Below are 16,683 nucleotides of genomic sequence, written 5' to 3' on the forward strand. Positions count from 1 at the left end.
ATTTGTTGCAATAATAAAAAAATAAAAGAGGAATCAAAATTTTACTTTGCCTTTTTTGTTTAACAATGCAAAATAATTATTAAACAAAAGGTGACTATTTTGCTGAAATGCACGCCCAGTAAGGGTTTTTTTTGGCCAAAATTGTAAATACCGTTAAATTAGGATAAAGTTTTACGACCTAACACCGAGGTAACATAGTTGTTTTTATTTGTGGTTCACTATGTTTCCGGGTTATTAAGGTCCGGAACTATGAAACAACATCAACAACCTAAAAACCAGAGCTTATGAGCATGCGCCAACTCAAAATCACAAAATCGATCACAAATCGTGAATCGCAAAGTCTTGAAAAGTACTTGCAGGAGATCGGTAAAGTAGAACTTATCAGCCCCGAAGAAGAAGTAAAATTAGCTGAACGGATCAAACAAGGTGACCAACGGGCACTTGACCGGTTAACCAAAGCCAATCTACGTTTTGTAGTATCTGTGGCAAAGCAATATCAAAACCAAGGACTCTCACTCCCCGATCTTATTAACGAAGGTAATCTCGGATTAATTAAAGCAGCACAACGTTTCGATGAAACACGTGGCTTTAAATTCATTTCTTACGCTGTTTGGTGGATCCGTCAAAGCATTTTACAGGCTTTAGCCGAACAATCACGTATTGTACGTTTACCACTTAACAAAGTAGGTTTAACCAATCGTATCAATAAAGCTTTTTCGCAATTAGAACAGGAGTACGAACGTGAACCCTCAGCAGAAGAACTTGCAGAAATGCTTGAAATTGAAATTGAAGAAGTATCATCTACACTCGGTATCTCATCCCGCCATGTAAGTATGGATTCGCCACTAAGTGATGGTGAAGAAAATACATTAATGGATGTACTTGAAAATCCAAATGCTGTTGCAACAGATGGCGAACTGGATCACAACGAATCGTTGAAAACAGAAATCACACGTTCGTTAAAAACACTCACCGAACGCCAGCAGGATGTAATTAAATATTTCTTTGGTATTGGTGTAGATCATCCTTTAAGTCTTGAAGATATTGGCGAACGTTTTAACTTAACACGTGAACGTGTGCGTCAAATTAAAGACAAAGCCATCAGCAAGCTTAAAACAAACAGTCGCTGTAAATTGCTTAAAGGTTATCTCGGATAAAAAAATTTACACTATCAGAAAAGGGAGCTATGCTCCCTTTTTTTATGACGTACAGCATTAAACGCTTAATCGTTTATCTTCGTTTTATTATGAACCGGTTTGCATCTTACCTATTGATTACTGTGCTTGCTGCATTGCTTTTCTTTCACTCGCTTGGAAAGGTTGCTCTGTTCGATTGGGATGAGATCAACTTTGCTGAAAGTGCCCGTGAAATGATTGAAACAGGCAACTACATGCAGGTGCAAATCAATTACGAACCGTTTTGGGAAAAGCCACCTTTATTCTTCTGGATGCAGGTAGCATCGATGAAAGTTTTTGGTGTAAATGAATTTGCTGCACGACTGCCAAATGCTTTGTGCGGCGTTGCTACATTACTTATTCTTTTTGGCATTGGCAGAAGATTACATAACGAACAGTTTGGCCTTTGGTGGGCGTTTATTTATGCAGGTACTTTTCTGCCACATCTTTATTTTAAAAGCGGCATTATCGATCCCTGGTTTAACCTGTTCATCTTTCTTGGCATCTACTTTCTCGCCCGTTTTCTTGCAGCAAAAGTAGAACGGACGCCTTTCTTACAGCACTTAATTCTTTCGGGTTTATTTACAGGAGTTGCTATTTTAACCAAAGGGCCGGTTGCCTTATTGGTTGTATTACTAAGTTATGCGGTGTTTATTCTTTTTAACCGTTGGAAAGGTTGGGTAAACATCAAATACTATCTTATTTGGGGATTAGTTGTTTTACTTGTGACACTTGTTTGGTTTGGATTGGAAATTGCAGAACATGGCTGGTGGTTTGTAAATGAATTTATTACTTACCAGGTGCGTTTGTTTAAAACAAAAGATGCAGGGCATGGAGGTTTTCTGCTGTATCATTTTGTTGTTGTGTTGATCGGTTGTTTTCCTGCATCGTTACTTATTTTCCGGTATCGTAATCAACAATACGAAAACAAAACACAACAGGTTTTTCGTATGCTGATGATCGCTTCGCTGATTGTTATCCTGGTTGTGTTTACCATTGTAAAAACCAAGATCGTTCACTATTCATCCTTTACCTATTTACCAATAGGCTACTTAGCTGCTGCAACTATTACCGGCATTATTAATCGTACAGCAACCATTAAAGGCTGGCAAAAAATTGCATTACTGTTGTTGGGCATTATCTGGAGTTTTCTATTTATTGCATTGCCATTGATAGGGAACAACATTCATTGGATAAAACCTCTGCTTACAAAAGATGCGTTTGCAATGGCGAATATTGAAGCACAGGTTAGCTGGAATTATTACCTGATGGCCCCAGGCATTTTATTTTTAGCAGCAGTGATTCTCAGCTTTGCATGGCTGCAGAAAAAGAAATTTCAAAAAGCATTTGTTTTGCTGTTGATCGCCTGTATCGGATCAATGCAGGTATTGTTAACTTCCTTTGCGCCACGTATTGAGCAATATTCGCAACATGCAGCTATTGAATTTTATGAATCGTTGCAGGGAAAGGACGTTTATATAAAAACGCTCGGATACAAAAGCTACGCTCAATATTTCTATACACTTATTAAACCGGGCTTGCGCAAAGAAACGAAAGATGAAAACTGGTTGTTAACCGGGCAGGTAGACAAACCAACTTATTTCATCAGCAAGAATACCTATGAACCTGAAGTGATGAAAAACTACGCAGACAAAGTAGAAGTGGTCGGCCGTAAGAATGGATTTGTGTTTTATAAGCGAAAAGGTTAAAGGCTTAGGGTTGAGGGTTGAGGTCGTTTCAAAAAAATCGGCTTCATCGTATTAAGAGCCTTAAACCTTATGCCCTTCAACTTAAACCTCTTTATCCCATCAAACAAAAAATCACCAGCTGTTTGTGAAGCTCCGGCTTTTCTTTTTTCCAATCGGCTACCGTTTTTGTAACAATCGATTCATTAACTGCAGTGAGATTCGCCGCTACACAAATGCGTGTTGTTGGTTTGCAGGTTTTAAGTATGGTTTCCAATAATTGATTATTGCGGTAAGGCGTTTCAATAAACACCTGGGTACTTTGTTGCTTTGAAGAATATTCTTCCAGCTGTTGTAATTTCTTTTTGCGCTGCTGTTCGTCAATGGGCAGGTACCCAACAAATGCAAATTGCTGACCATTCATGCCACTACCCATCAATGCGAGCAAAATAGAACTTGGGCCTACCAGTGGCTTTACAATTGCGCCATGTTGATGTGCTGCGTCAATCAGCACTTGTCCCGGATCGGCAATACCAGGGCAACCGGCTTCACTAACAATGCCGATTGTTTTTCCGGCTTTGAGTTGTTGAATAAACGCCTGCTTTACTTCCTGCTCTGCTTTATGAATGGTGTACCACTCGTAATCGTCAATTACAATTGCTTTATCGAGCTTTTTTAAATAACGTCTTGCCGTACGTTCGTTTTCTGCAAACAACACGTTGCATTGTTTAATTGCAGCTAATACATACGCAGGTATTGCCTGCAGACTTTCTTCTTCTAACGGAGCAGGTATAAGAAAAACTGTTGCCAAAATAAATGTTTGATTGCCGTAAAGATAACAGAAGCTGTTTACGGATTGTCATCCTGATGGTATAAACTAAGCGTAGCTGCAACAACAGCATAAGCGGGTGCCAATACCCAACCTACAAATGGAATAATGTGAAACAGAAAAAAGACCATGCCATTACCGATTGCCAAACCCTTGCGGTTGCTGATAAACGCAATACTTTGCGATGGACTCAGTTTATGCCTTTCGGTACTGTAATCAAGCATAGAGAATCCATAGTAATAACATTCAACCAAAAAAGCAATTACGGGACTAACCCAACCCACAACAGGTATTAATGAAAATAACAGAATGGCGATAACATACACTGTTTGCCATAAGGTATTGCGCAAAGCAAGACGTACTGCACGCCAGACATCTTTCAATAATTGTTTTAAATCGAACGGATAATCGTTACCCTCAATAATATTTTCGGTTTTTTCGCTTAGGTATGCAAATACCGGCGAGCCCACCACAAGAAATAAAAATTTGAAGAGCGAAAAATAAAAGAACAAAAGAATCAAACGGAAAATAATACTGGCTGTAATAAACAGAAAATTAATAAGACTGTTGTTCATCGAATCGAGCCAGCTTTTAATACCAACTGTATTAAACAACCAATCGAGAAAATCGCCACTCGATGTCCAGAATAGCCACATACCGCCCATAAACAACAGCATGTAGATGAACCCCGGAATAAGGATCCATTTCCATAACTTGTGGCGAACGATAAACTGATGCGCTCTGAAATAAGCCTGAACTGCAATAACTAATTCCTTTAACAAATGATCCGTTTTTTAAGTGTGATGATATTGGTGCTTAACAGGCGTTAGCAGCAAAATACAACAAAATGCAAAAGCTCGGCATAGATTTTTACAGAAGAGATGATGTAGCATTGATTGCACAGGAATTACTGGGCAAATACATTGTTACAAATTTCGATCATCAGTACAGTGTTGGCCGTATTGTTGAAACAGAAGCTTATGCAGGAATCGTTGATAAGGCATCGCATGCCTATAACAACAGGCGAACAGCAAGAACAGAAATTATGTTTGGTGAAGCAGGGCATGCGTATGTTTATCTCTGTTATGGTATTCATCACCTGTTTAATGTTGTGTGTAACATACCCGGTAAAGCTGATGCAGTTTTAATAAGAGGCATTGAACCGGTTGAAGGAATGCCTTTCATGCAACAACGGTTTCAAAAAGAAAAATTTAACAGCAGCATTGGTCGTGGCCCGGGAAACGTAAGTAAAGCACTCGGCATTTCCACATTGCATACTGGTTTGCAGTTGCAGCAACAGCAACTTTTTCTTGCAGAAGAAATACAAGCACCTTTTTCTATCATGATTTCGCCACGTATTGGTGTTGATTATGCAGGCGATCATGCAAAATGGCTTTATCGTTTTTTTATTGAAGATCATCCGCAGGTTTCAAAACATATTCTCAATAAAACAGCCATTGCATTGCAGCGTGATTGATTCTGTTGCGGTGCTCGTTCACCATCTCCCAAACTATTTTATATTTATTGCATGAACCCAACCATTCAGTACCGGCTTTCGTTAATTGCCGGGATTGCGTTATCGCTTGCCGCTTATTTTTTTAACCCGTTTGGTTTAGATGCTGCTGCCAACAAAGCTGTTGCCGTAGCTGTATTGATGGTTACCTGGTGGATAGCCGAAGCAATGCCGATGCCTGCAGTTGCATTGCTACCGTTGATCTTGCTTCCATTACTCAACATCAGTACTATGGAAGAAACAACGAAAGCATACAGTAACCCTGTTATCTTTTTATTTATGGGTGGGTTTATGATTGGTTTGGCAATTGAAAAATGGAACCTGCATAAACGCATTGCTTTAACTATAGTAAAACAAACCGGTACAAGTGGCAATCGCATTATTCTCGGGTTTATTATTGCCACTGCATTTTTAAGTATGTGGCTGAGTAATACTGCTACTACAATGATGATGTTCCCCATTGCATTAAGTGTAATTGGCGTAATGCGGGAGCATGAAAAAACGGGAAGCAGTCTTGCAAATTTCTCCATGGTATTAATGCTGGTAATTGCTTATGCCAGTAATATTGGTGGCATGGCCACTATAATTGGTACGCCTCCCAACGTTGCTTTTGTAGGTTTCATTGAAAAAAAATATAACTACACCGTACAGTTTATTGATTGGATGCTTGTATGCACACCCATGGTTATTTTACTTTTAGCAGCTTTGTATTGGGTATTAGCAAAATGGATGTTCCCGTCCCGCATCAGCAGCAGTAAAGAAGCGAATGAATACGTACAGGGCGAATTGCAAAAACTCGGGAGCATGTCAACAGCAGAAAAAAGAGCGTTGTTTGTTTTTTTGCTCACTGCTTTTTTATGGATTACAAAAGATTTAATTAACCGCTTTGGTTCCGTAAAAATCGACGACAGCATGATCGCCATATTTGGAGCATTACTCTTATTTGTAACTCCTGCAGGCAAAACTGAAAATAAAAAACCGGCCATGTTACTCGAATGGGGCGATACTTCTAAAATGGCTTGGGGTATTTTGCTTTTATTTGGAGGAGGTATTGCATTAGCTAATTCGCTGGAAAAAGTTGGTGTAATGGCACAGGTGGGGAAATGGCTTGCAAGCTTCAGTGATATTAATGGCTTTGCATTACTCATTATTATTGTAGTGATCTCTATTTTCCTTAGCGAAGTAATGAGCAATGTTGCGCAGGTTATTGTTTTTGCACCGGTACTTGCTGCTTTGGCCGATGCATTACATCTCGACCCGTTATTACTTGGTATACCAATGACGCTTGCAGCAAGTGCAGCTGCTATGATGCCGATGGGTACTCCCCCCAATGCAATTGTCTTCAGCAGTGGTCATATTAAACTCAAGGATATGATCAAAGCAGGTTTTGTAATGAACATTGTTAGTATTGTTCTTATCAGTTTATTCTGCTGGTATGTGTTGCCTTTGGTAATGCACGTGATAGCGAAATAAATCATCAAAAAAACTTTACTGCAAAAAATTACCCCCGATTTCCGGGGGTAACAATGACTTCTGTTTTTCTGGTCCTTTTGGTCTTACCTGTTTTAATTGGGTACAGAGAAGTCTGATTTGGTTTTCATAAGGCCGTTTTCAAAAACGGGCATTGGACTGGTTGGTTTTCATTGCTGATTAGCAGCTTAGGATTTGGATCTTTTGGTTTTTCAGGATTCGGATACGTTTTAGTTTTTCTTCAGGATTTAGGATTCGGTTTTTGGATTTGGATTTGTTTTTGGTTTTTTCTGGATCTGGATTTTTGTACTCTGTTATTATGATGTAAAACTACAGCCGGCTCAACCGCTTTCAAAACATTTTGTAAGGTCGTTTTTAAAAAACAGTAGCAGCATAGAGGGTAAGTAAGTGTGGATACTTAGCAGGAGTCTAAAGTATTAATATTAAAAAAAATCAACGACTAAGTGCCCGTTAAAACCAGTACAACTTCGTCGTATATATTCTACAAAATCTGCATTCCAACAAAGTTGTCAGCAGTGTTATGGCTAAAAAGAATCGTGATCGTTATATAAAAATTGAATTGAGTAATAAAAAACGGCATTGGTTAAACCAATGCCGTTTTTTATGTAAACGATTTGCTGAATAAATCAGAAACGTGGACAGTTAAGTTTCTTCTTATTCGGATCAACATACTTCTTTGTCCAGATGAGTGAAATTTCCATACCACCTCTGCGTTGTGATGCTGCGGCTAAACGTGATGTATTAACATCGTATGAAAATCCAAAACGATAGTTGGCAAACTCCAATCCAACATAAGGAATAACAGCATCACCATATCTTACCCAAACACCCGCATAAACATCGGTAGGGTTTTCAGTAAAATCGCCATTAACAGTACGGCCTAATGCTGCACCAAAGATAGCTTCGCTTGCGCCTGCCTGACGTTGATAGTTTGCACTCACAAATAAAGTAGTAGCATCTGCAACAGGAAAATAACCACCGCCATGTACGGTAAATCTGGGGTTCATAATGTACTGTGCATTTAAGAAACTCACTTTAGGCCGGTTAATATGGTAAACCGATGCACCGATATAAAAGTTATTGTAATCGTTGGTGGCACCGGTATAAATAAACCCGGCATTTACATCGGCATAACTAATATTTCTATAACCTGTACTGCCAAAAATTTCAGCAGTATTGCCGGTAAAACCAAGACTTGTTAACTCATCCTGAAAATCGAGTTTGCTGATGTCGAGCCTGCGTTGTGCATAGCTGCCGCTAAAACCAACACCAATTGAATGATAGCCGTTTTCATCGATGCCTTTGTGGTAAGCTACCGAGCCCGAAAAAAAGCTGTTCTTCATTACACCATCGCCATTAATATCGTACATACCCATTACGCCAACTCCAAACTGATCGAATTCGGGAATGGTATTGCCAAGAATACCAAAGTCGGCCGAAACGGTTGCCGTACGAAATGCATTGTTGATGGTTGGCCATTGGTTACGGTAATTGCCTGCTACACGCACTACACCGTTAAACTTGCCGGTTAAAGCAGGGTTAAGCGTTAAAGGTGAAGCAAAAAACTGGGAGAAATTAGGATCCTGTGCATAGGTCTGCAACACGATCAGCAAAAATGGTAGTAGTAAAATTTTTCTCATTGAGAGCGGTTAATAAGTAAGACGTTTTTCAACTTTATTATGCTGCTTTCTCCTAAAGGATACGGCAGGTAAAACAACTAATAAACTTTCAGGCACACAAATAACAATTGCAGAATTAACATTTGTAGCAAAAACTACATCTGCACTTTTGTACCATAAGCCAAGTCACCCGCATCGCCAAGGCCGGGTACAATGTAACCTTTGGCTGTTAACTCATCATCAATAGCACCGCACCAGATCTTTACTTTTGGTTCGCTGCGGAGCACATATTCAATACCAACTGTGCAGGCTATGGCGCATACAATATGAATTTCAGAAGGCAAGCCTTCATCTCTTAAATACTGTACGGTTTTTACCAAAGAACTTCCGGTTGCAAGCATGGGGTCTGCAATGATCACCACCCTGTTTTCCAGGCTGGGACAACTTACATAATCCAGGCTTATTTCAAAGCTGCCATCCCGGTGGTGTTTCCGATATGCAGATATGAACGCATTATCGGCCCTGTCGAAATAATTAAGCAGCCCCTGATGTAACGGCAAACCTGCTCTTAAAATTGTGGCAAGTACCGGTTGCGCCTTCAACATTTTGGTAGGAGAAGTGCCCAGCGGAGTGGTTATTTCCTTCTCTTCCCATTCAAGAAGCTTGCTTATTTCGTATGCTGCTATTTCACCAATACGTTCGAGATTGCGGCGAAAACGCATACGATCGGTTTGAATTTCTGTACTTCTTAACTCGCCAACCCAGTTGGAAACAAGTGAATGTTGATCGCTTAAATTGATAACCATAGTGCTGAAGATTTCAAAAAACGGCCACAGAAATAATGCTGTTTGATGGTACCATCTGCATCAGTAGCTTTGCAGCCGTATTTTTACAAATCTAACAGATAATATTGTGAACAGGATTGACTTGCAAATAATTTCTGCAATCCTAAAAACTCATCATATATGATTTACCGGGCCCTTGGCTTAGCCAGTAATACAGCAACACAAAGTCTGGAACTTGTTTTTGCATCTTTTGAAGTAACCGGTCAAAAATGGGCGGTAGAAATAAGGCACTCCAATACAGTTGCGTACCCTGCCGGTTTGTGGGAAAAACTGGCGAATGCTGCACAAGTTCCTGCTGTTGGTTATATGCAACTACATGTTGATTATGGCCATTGGGTTGCTGCACAGGCCAAACAGTTTATCGACGATCATCAGCTCGATTACCAGGTACAGCTGATTGGTTTAATGGGGCATACTGCCATTCATTCTCCTGCAACAAAATTAAGCCATGCATTGGGCGATGCTGCCGCAGTTGCAGCTATTACAGGTGTAAATGTGGTAAGCGATTTTCGCAACAGCAATCTTGCACTTGAAGGTAGCGGCGATCCTGTTTTTGCTTATGCTGAAACATTATTGCAAGCGCCGCAAGGCGTTCATAAAGATGCATTCTATTCGGCCTTTTTTGCATTGCTCCGCTGGCGTGAAGAAAACAATATGCATGCTGCCGATACCGGCGCACTCCGCAACAGTATTGGCGGTGCTGTTTGGGTTGGGCAGGAATGGTGAGGAGAAGGAAGAAGTTAGAAGTACAAGGTACGGAGCTACACTTTCAACATTGCCGCTGTTGCTTTAAAAAAGCCAGCAGCCTCTTCCAGCTGCAGCAATTCTTTTTTATCAATCTCTCCACTTGAGAGTTGACCAAACAGCATTTCCACTTTGTGCGAACTGGCCAATTTATCAGACAACGCTTTCGCTTTTACTTCGCCTGTGATGGGTTTCATTTTATCGTATAGCTCCTGCGAAAACACATCCAGCTGCACACAGTTACCACCGGGATAAATATTTTGCATCAGCTTACTGTATGTATCAGTTAATACATTGGCGATGTTGATGAACAAATCTGCAAGCCGGTCTTTTTGTTCCTGCTTTCCTTTTTTCAAATCGCCAGACAGGCCCAGCAGATCATGGCCAATATCCCAGATGTCTTTCAAAAGTCCCATAGATTATTTTTTCTTAAAAGTAGGCGGAAGTTTTACGAAAAGCAACAGCAGTTACAAACCCAGCATCGCTTTCAACTTCGGATAGCCTCCCCTGCTTACAGGAATTTTTTCACCGGATCGCAACAATGCAATATGATTTTCTTTTTCGTAAGGATCGATGCGTGTAATTTCTTTTACCTGTACAATAAACGAACGGTGTGTACGTACAAACCTTGCCGCATCTAAACTCCCTTCAAAAAAACTCATGGTTTGTTTTTTCAAAAAGCTTCCTGCTGCTGTAACGATCTTTACATAATCATCTGCTGCTTCTAAATAATGAATATCCTGCAAGGGAATAATGCTGATTTTATTGCCTGTTTTCACCACAATACGTTCGGCCTGCAGCGGATGCTTTGCTGCATCTTTCAACAAAGGTTCATGCGAAACAGTTGCCGGTTTCTCCTGTTCCAGCCATTTTGAAATGGCTTTATCAAAACGTTGTTGCGAAAAAGGTTTCAGTAAATAATCAACTGCATTTTTTTCAAAAGCCTGTACTGCATACTCATCAAACGCCGTGGTGAAAATAACAGCAGGTGGTTCTTCCAACAGCTCCAGCATTTCAAATCCTGTTATTTTGGGCATTTGTATATCTAAAAAAATAAGATCGGGATTGTGTTGCTGCACAGCTTTCACACCCTCAAATCCGTTATTACATTCTTCTGCAATGGTGAATTGCGGATGCGCCTGCAAATACTCTGTTACCATACTGCGGGCCAAAGGTTCATCATCAATAATTAAAACATTGTAGCTCATCTTTTGCATTTAATGTGTCAGACATTTTTTTACAAGTCGGACACGCTTGGTTGCGGAATAAATAATTGTGTGTTGAACGTTGTTCCGTTTGTTTCTGTTTTCAACAGATCGTTTCTTCCAAACATCAAAAACAAACGACGCTGTACCGAACTTAATCCAAAGCCTGTTCCTTTTTGTGCTGCAGAAGTAGAAGGATCGTATGGATTTTCTACAGCGATCAATAACTGGCCTGCCCGTGCTGTTGCTTTTAAATGAATATGCGATTCTTCGGTTGTATCGTACAAGCCAAACTTAATAGCATTCTCTACCAATGGCTGCAACAGCAACGCAGGTAATTGCAGCTGCAAGGCATCAGCATCCATTTCAAGTTGTGTATGCAAACGATGCCCAAAGCGTACTTTTTCAATAGCAAGATACAATTGCAACGTTTGCATTTCATCTTCCAGCTTTACCCATTGCTGCTCTTCTTTTTTTAATGTGCTGCGCAGAAAATCGGATAGCTGCTGCACCATTTGTCTTGCTTCTGCAGGGCGGGTACCGATCAATGCATTAATAGAGTTTAAAGAGTTGAACAGAAAATGCGGCTGCAGCTGTTGCCTTAACTTATACAACTCTGCTTCTTTACTTAATTGTTCTGCTTCTGTTTTTTGCTTTTCTGTTTCTGTACGCTCCTGCCAGTTAAAATAGGCATAGCCAACAAGACAGATACAGCCGTTAATTAAAAAACCGATTGCAATGCGTATAGGCCATGTGTTTTTGGTTGCAACTACATAATGACTGGTTTCGTTATAAAATAATCCAAGAATAAACCTGCCCGCAAAAAACCAGCCTGCTGTAAGTATGCTTATCCAGAAAAAAAGATTGAGCAAGCTGCTTGACCGTGGTACGTAAAACCGAAGAATGGTAAATAGAAGTAACGATACATAAATGAGCAACGTATTCGTAACCAGGCTATCGGTTAATGCTTCGAACCAGTTAAGTCCCATTTGGTAAAGTGCAAGCTGTTGCATGGCTATCCATACAAACCAGCCTACACAAAACGGTATCATAAATTGCTTTGTCCGAAAAGGAGATACTGCCATTACAATTGTTTAGGATAACACAATGGATGAATATCTTTTTAGTGCATCGCCTGCACGCAGCTGCATGCTGTAAATAAAAGAAGCGGGTTGCTCTTCTTCTTTAATACAGGAAAAAATTTCTGCGCCATCCATATCTGCACTAAAAGGATAAACATCAGTTACAGCTATCAGCTTCCAGCAAACTGTTTGCTGTGCATGATTTAGAAATGACACCTGCTCTTTTTCGCCTATTTGTTTTGCTTTTTGCATTGCAGCACATGCATCGGTTGCCTGTATTAAACGAAGCTGTTCTTCAAATTGTGCGGTGTGTTTTCCGTTGCCACAAATAATCCGGTAAACGATTTTTGCCAGAAACCAGTTCATAATTGCAGTTGTTTAATTGGATAAGGTTTTGGTTAATGGTACTGCCTATCAGCCAATCGATTTTATATCGATACCGCCAAACATTACAAAGCCTTCGATCACCAGAATTTTATCGGTACTTACACCGGCAGGTTGTTTACGTTTATCTTCAATAGCTCCAAAAATGGCCATAGCTTCGCTTCGTATTTGCCAATGTGCAGGAATAAACAAGGTGGTACCACCAAACACATTTACCAGTTCCAGTTTTATAATGCCGGTAAAATCGGCATTCATCAGGTTAACTTCCGAGCCACCAAAAATGGCAACCGATTCGCCGCCTTTAAAGTTTTTGGAATAGCTGAGTTTTTTCACTGCACCAAACAATGCTACTGCTTCAAGTTTATCGCCGGGACCATCGTCGTCTACTGCTGTTGAGCTTGAATAACCGGTAGCTGCTGTTGCAGGTTGCTGTATAAATTCCTGTTCGTTGTAAGATGAGTTTTTTCTGCGCAGTAAAAAACTCAAACCAATCGCAATGAGAATTGCAGGTGCAATAAAATTGCTCAGGTTCCATTCGGGGTATTGTTTCATGAGCAGAAAAAACCCGCCAAGCCCAATCATGATTAACCAGTTGCTGCCTTTAAAACTTTCTTTCAGCCCAATAATAACACCTATTACAATTAAGATCATGGGCCATGAAAACAAAATAGATGGCACGGGTAAATCAAGATTGCGCAGCAGAATAAGTACACCTACTGCCAACACTGCCAAACCTATCCATCTTTCGCTTGAGCGTTTATTGCGTTGTTTCATTTCGTTACAAATCATTTTCAATGAATTTAGAACAAAACTATCAGTCCTTCAAGCAGCAGGCAAGGCATTATCGAGCAGGCAAGGGTAAAAGTCGGTAAACGGCAGCATCCCATCGGTAAGCTGTAAAGTAAAATCAACACAGCTGTTCATGTGGCAATGCGGCGTCTTGACATCCTTCTTTCCATTTTATATTTTGTGCTATGCCCAACATTATACAACAGCATCCATCAGCAGAAACAGAGCAGTTAACTGCTCAGGTTCATACACTCAACAGCACCGATAAAGAACGGTACAACCAATTACAGGAGCAACTTGTTCAGCAGTTTAAAACAACCTTTCCCGATAAACTTGCACCAAGAACCGTGGTTGTAATTCCAAGTCTTACACTCGATCATACCATTCTTTCAAAAGTAAAAGGTCATGTGTTTTACGAAGAGCGTTTGCTCTGTTTACTCATGCTGTTGCGAATGCCCCGAACAAAAATTATTTATGTAACAAGTGTACCTGTTGATCCTGCAATTATTGATTATTATTTGCACCTGTTGCCGGGCATTACGGGTTATCATGCAAGGCAACGGCTTACACTCATCAGTTGTTTCGATGCTTCGTCTGTTCCATTAACAGAAAAAATTCTGCAACGTCCACGATTGATCGAACGTATTAAACAACATATCGATCCGCATTCGCCTGCACACATCACCTGCTTTAATGTTACAGCTTACGAACAAACACTGGCTCTGCAATTACAAATACCGTTGTATGGTTGCGATCCCGATCTCAATTATTTAGGTACAAAAAGCGCAGCAAGAAAATTATTCAAATCGCTGAATGTACTTACACCCGATGGTTTTGAAGATGTAAAAAACAAAGAACAGGTGATCGGGTGCCTTGCATTACTGAAACAACAAAACCCATCGTTACGGAAAGCGGTTGTAAAAATGAATGATGGTTTTTCGGGAGAAGGTAACGCTGTGTTTTCGTATGAAGATGCACCGGCTAATGATACATTACGCAGCTGGATTGCCGAACATCTTGCTGTTAAACTGAAAATTGTTGCAGCAAAACTTACTGCTGATGTTTTCTTTAAAAAGTTTGAAGAGATGGAAGGCATTGTAGAAGCTTTTGTTGAAGCCGATTATATTACTTCTCCTTCGGCACAATGCCTTATTGATCCGTTGGGTGGCGTATCAGTATTGTCAACACACGATCAGATGTTGGGCGGAGAAGATAACCAGATATTTTTAGGCGCTACGTTTCCTGCACATAAAGACTACGCTGTTGAAATTGGACGCATAGGTGCTGTTATTGCGGATGGATTAAAACAGAAAGGCGTGCTTGGTCGCTTTGCTGTTGATTTTATGAGTGCAAAAGATGGCGATGGATTTAAACATTATGCCATTGAAATTAATTTACGGAAAGGCGGCACTACACACCCTTATTTAATGTTGCAGTTTTTAACCGAAGGCGATTATGATCCTGAAAAAGGCGAATACTTTATGCCCGATGGAAAGAAGCGTTATTATTTTGCAACAGACAACCTGCAACGGGATTGTTACAAAGGTCTTACTCCACACGATCTTATTGATATTGCCATGCTCAATGGTTTACATTACAGTAATGCGCAGGAAGAAGGTGTTATGTTTCACCTGATAAGTGCCTTATCACAGTTTGGCAAAACAGGTCTTGTGGCCATTGGCAGTACACCGGAACGTGCAGTGGATTTTTATAAAAAAGTAGTAGAGGTATTAAACGACGAATGTGAATGAGCTTGCGCTTATTCACATTCGTCATTCAATTATTGTTATTGCTTACAATCCGTACTGATCAACTACATACAACAGTAACACCATGTTAATAGCGCCAAGCTCAAGTTCACGTTTACTCACCATTTCAAATGTATCGTTTGCTGCATGATGATGATCGAAGTAGCGTTGCGAATCGGGACGTAATCCTGAAAGCGTTGTACCCAACGGACGTAATGGGCCAATATCGGCACCACCGCCACCATCAGCAAATTCATACACACCATAAGGTTTAAACAATGGTGCCCAGTTGCGCAACTTTGTCAACACAGGTGCTTCGGCTGTAAAACCAAATGCTCTTGGTGTAAAACCACCGGCATCGCTTTCCAATGCAAAAATGAATTTCTTATCTTTTTCCGTTGCAGCAACCTCTGCGTATTTACGTCCGCCACGCAAACCATTTTCTTCATTCATAAACATAACCACACGAATAGTGCGCTTCGGTTTAATGCCCAGCTTTTTGTACACACGAATAATTTCCATGCTTTGTATACAACCTGCACCGTCATCGTGTGCACCTTCTGCCAAATCCCATGAATCGAGGTGGCCACCAACTGTAATCACTTCGTTCGGCAATTCTGTTCCTCTTATTTCTGCAATTACATTATGACTTTTTACATCGGGCAACATCTCACATTCTGTACGGAAATACAGTTGCATGGTTTTATTTTTCTTCAACTCAGCACTAATGTATTCTGCATGGCGTGTTGAAACTGCAATAGCCGGAATTTTCGGGAACGAATCGTTGTACGTCGTTGTACCTGTATGCGGGTAATCGTCAATATTACTTGCCAGCGAACGAACCATTGCACCTACAGCTCCATACTTAGCTGCCATAGATGGACCACGGCCACGAAACTGTCCTGCTTCGCCATACGAACGGAAAGTTTCAACATTGGTTGGGTTCATGGGGAAATTATAAAACACAATTTTCCCTTTTACACCTGCCACACCTAATTGCTCCAGTTCTTTAAACGAACGTACTTCTATTACCTCTGCTTTAATGCCTTGCTTACCTGTACCCACACTGTTACCCAACGCACAAATGTTTAACGAAAAGGTTTTGCCTTTTGCATCAACCAACAATGCACTTTCCTTTGCCCCACGCACCCAATGCGGCACCATGCATTCCTGCAGGTAAACCGTGTCGGCTCCCATTGCTTTCATCATTTTGTATGTTTCCTGAACTGCTGCTGCTGCTTGTGGCGATCCGCTTAAACGTGGACCAACTTTCTTACATAAAATACGCAGGTTCTCATAACCAGTGCTGTTGGTAAAAACATCGTCGGCAATACGTTTAAACATTGCCGAATCGGTTGACTGTGCCATAACTGCACTTGCAGCTATGCAAAAAGAAAAGACCATTTGTAATTTTCTCATGCTGTGGTTTTAAAATAGAATGCTCAAAATAAACCAACTCTTTTACCCTGCAAAAAACAGACAAGGCATTACGGATAGCTTTTTTATAAGCGGTATCGGTCATACGATGGCTGTTAGGGCAAAGTAGTAACTTCGTTCCCAATCTGTCAAATGTA

The 16,683-nt window shown here is 40.5% G+C and carries 16 protein-coding genes; 6 read left to right on the top strand and 10 right to left on the bottom strand.

The genetic code is table 11. From position 1 onward, the window contains the following. The first annotated feature begins 290 nt into the window (after positions 1-290). On the top strand, positions 291-1,157 hold the full coding sequence (locus ESA94_RS14130; protein ID WP_129131580.1) for a sigma-70 family RNA polymerase sigma factor: 867 nt from the start codon (positions 291-293) through the stop codon (positions 1,155-1,157). Positions 1,158-1,186: 29 nt separating this feature from the next. Further along, the gene (locus ESA94_RS14135) at positions 1,187-2,884 is read left to right on the top strand and encodes an ArnT family glycosyltransferase (RefSeq protein WP_129131581.1); all 1,698 of its coding nucleotides are present in this window, start codon (positions 1,187-1,189) and stop codon (positions 2,882-2,884) included. 91 nt (positions 2,885-2,975) lie between these two features. On the opposite strand, the gene ESA94_RS14140 is transcribed toward ESA94_RS14135, so the two are convergent. Both ESA94_RS14140 and ESA94_RS14145 read right to left on the bottom strand, forming a co-directional pair. Beyond that, a complete protein-coding gene (locus ESA94_RS14140) occupies positions 2,976-3,671 on the bottom strand; it encodes an SAM-dependent methyltransferase (protein WP_240671060.1) in 696 nt (231 codons plus the stop codon). Between the two features lie 38 nt (positions 3,672-3,709). Beyond that, on the bottom strand, positions 3,710-4,471 hold the full coding sequence (locus ESA94_RS14145) for an EI24 domain-containing protein (RefSeq protein ID WP_129131583.1): 762 nt from the start codon (positions 4,469-4,471) through the stop codon (positions 3,710-3,712). 65 nt (positions 4,472-4,536) lie between these two features. On the opposite strand from ESA94_RS14145, the gene ESA94_RS14150 reads away from it, so the two are divergent. Then, entirely contained in the window at positions 4,537-5,166 is a 630-nt protein-coding gene (locus ESA94_RS14150) for a DNA-3-methyladenine glycosylase (protein WP_129131584.1), read from the top strand. Positions 5,167-5,217: 51 nt separating this feature from the next. After that, complete coding sequence (locus tag ESA94_RS14155; RefSeq protein ID WP_129131585.1) at positions 5,218-6,675, top strand: SLC13 family permease; 1,458 nt, start codon at positions 5,218-5,220, stop codon at positions 6,673-6,675. Positions 6,676-7,319: 644 nt separating this feature from the next. Here ESA94_RS14155 and ESA94_RS14160 read toward each other — a convergent pair. Both ESA94_RS14160 and upp read right to left on the bottom strand, forming a co-directional pair. After that, complete coding sequence (locus tag ESA94_RS14160; RefSeq protein WP_129131586.1) at positions 7,320-8,333, bottom strand: PorP/SprF family type IX secretion system membrane protein; 1,014 nt, start codon at positions 8,331-8,333, stop codon at positions 7,320-7,322. Between the two features lie 134 nt (positions 8,334-8,467). Continuing rightward, complete coding sequence (gene upp / locus ESA94_RS14165; protein ID WP_129131587.1) at positions 8,468-9,118, bottom strand: uracil phosphoribosyltransferase; 651 nt, start codon at positions 9,116-9,118, stop codon at positions 8,468-8,470. Between the two features lie 159 nt (positions 9,119-9,277). On the opposite strand from upp, the gene ESA94_RS14170 reads away from it, so the two are divergent. Continuing rightward, positions 9,278-9,883: an anhydro-N-acetylmuramic acid kinase gene (locus ESA94_RS14170; protein ID WP_129131588.1), complete on the top strand. Its 606-nt coding sequence runs from the start codon at positions 9,278-9,280 to the stop codon at positions 9,881-9,883. A 35-nt stretch (positions 9,884-9,918) separates the two neighbouring features. Here ESA94_RS14170 and ESA94_RS14175 read toward each other — a convergent pair whose 3' ends face one another. The 5 genes from ESA94_RS14175 to ESA94_RS14195 are packed head-to-tail and all read right to left on the bottom strand — an operon-like array spanning position 9,919 to position 13,346. Then, the gene (locus ESA94_RS14175) at positions 9,919-10,317 is read right to left on the bottom strand and encodes a hypothetical protein (protein ID WP_129131589.1); all 399 of its coding nucleotides are present in this window, start codon (positions 10,315-10,317) and stop codon (positions 9,919-9,921) included. A 51-nt stretch (positions 10,318-10,368) separates the two neighbouring features. Continuing rightward, positions 10,369-11,109, bottom strand: coding sequence for a LytR/AlgR family response regulator transcription factor (locus tag ESA94_RS14180; protein ID WP_129131590.1), 741 nt, complete (start codon positions 11,107-11,109; stop codon positions 10,369-10,371). Positions 11,110-11,138: 29 nt separating this feature from the next. After that, positions 11,139-12,191: a sensor histidine kinase gene (locus tag ESA94_RS14185; protein ID WP_129131591.1), complete on the bottom strand. Its 1,053-nt coding sequence runs from the start codon at positions 12,189-12,191 to the stop codon at positions 11,139-11,141. A gap of 9 nt (positions 12,192-12,200) precedes the next feature. After that, on the bottom strand, positions 12,201-12,554 hold the full coding sequence (locus ESA94_RS14190; RefSeq protein ID WP_129131592.1) for a DUF4288 domain-containing protein: 354 nt from the start codon (positions 12,552-12,554) through the stop codon (positions 12,201-12,203). 48 nt (positions 12,555-12,602) lie between these two features. Next, positions 12,603-13,346: a LiaF transmembrane domain-containing protein gene (locus ESA94_RS14195; protein WP_129131593.1), complete on the bottom strand. Its 744-nt coding sequence runs from the start codon at positions 13,344-13,346 to the stop codon at positions 12,603-12,605. Positions 13,347-13,546: 200 nt separating this feature from the next. Here ESA94_RS14195 and ESA94_RS14200 point away from each other — a divergent pair, with 200 nt between their 5' ends. Then, positions 13,547-15,112 (top strand): peptide ligase PGM1-related protein, encoded by a 1,566-nt coding sequence (locus tag ESA94_RS14200; protein WP_164972749.1) that lies wholly within the window; start codon positions 13,547-13,549, stop codon positions 15,110-15,112. 42 nt (positions 15,113-15,154) lie between these two features. Here the strand turns inward: ESA94_RS14200 and ESA94_RS14205 are convergent, their stop codons facing one another. Then, complete coding sequence (locus ESA94_RS14205) at positions 15,155-16,528, bottom strand: M20/M25/M40 family metallo-hydrolase (RefSeq protein WP_129131594.1); 1,374 nt, start codon at positions 16,526-16,528, stop codon at positions 15,155-15,157. Between the last annotated feature and the right edge of the window lie 155 nt (positions 16,529-16,683).

The sequence above is a fragment of the Lacibacter luteus genome (assembly GCF_004118265.1).
GTDB classification, from domain to species: domain Bacteria; phylum Bacteroidota; class Bacteroidia; order Chitinophagales; family Chitinophagaceae; genus Lacibacter; species Lacibacter luteus.

Coding starts and splice junctions, on each gene's coding strand:
- ESA94_RS14155 (WP_129131585.1), top strand. CDS start 5,218: ATGAACCCAACCATTCAGTACCGGCTTTCGTTAATTGCCGGGATTGCG.
- ESA94_RS14135 (WP_129131581.1), top strand. CDS start 1,187: ATGCTCCCTTTTTTTATGACGTACAGCATTAAACGCTTAATCGTTTAT.
- ESA94_RS14150 (WP_129131584.1), top strand. CDS start 4,537: ATGCAAAAGCTCGGCATAGATTTTTACAGAAGAGATGATGTAGCATTG.
- ESA94_RS14195 (WP_129131593.1), bottom strand. CDS start 13,346: ATGAAACAACGCAATAAACGCTCAAGCGAAAGATGGATAGGTTTGGCA.
- ESA94_RS14190 (WP_129131592.1), bottom strand. CDS start 12,554: ATGAACTGGTTTCTGGCAAAAATCGTTTACCGGATTATTTGTGGCAAC.
- ESA94_RS14205 (WP_129131594.1), bottom strand. CDS start 16,528: ATGAGAAAATTACAAATGGTCTTTTCTTTTTGCATAGCTGCAAGTGCA.
- ESA94_RS14175 (WP_129131589.1), bottom strand. CDS start 10,317: ATGGGACTTTTGAAAGACATCTGGGATATTGGCCATGATCTGCTGGGC.
- ESA94_RS14170 (WP_129131588.1), top strand. CDS start 9,278: ATGATTTACCGGGCCCTTGGCTTAGCCAGTAATACAGCAACACAAAGT.
- ESA94_RS14130 (WP_129131580.1), top strand. CDS start 291: ATGCGCCAACTCAAAATCACAAAATCGATCACAAATCGTGAATCGCAA.
- ESA94_RS14200 (WP_164972749.1), top strand. CDS start 13,547: ATGCCCAACATTATACAACAGCATCCATCAGCAGAAACAGAGCAGTTA.
- ESA94_RS14185 (WP_129131591.1), bottom strand. CDS start 12,191: ATGGCAGTATCTCCTTTTCGGACAAAGCAATTTATGATACCGTTTTGT.
- upp (WP_129131587.1), bottom strand. CDS start 9,118: ATGGTTATCAATTTAAGCGATCAACATTCACTTGTTTCCAACTGGGTT.
- ESA94_RS14160 (WP_129131586.1), bottom strand. CDS start 8,333: ATGAGAAAAATTTTACTACTACCATTTTTGCTGATCGTGTTGCAGACC.
- ESA94_RS14180 (WP_129131590.1), bottom strand. CDS start 11,109: ATGAGCTACAATGTTTTAATTATTGATGATGAACCTTTGGCCCGCAGT.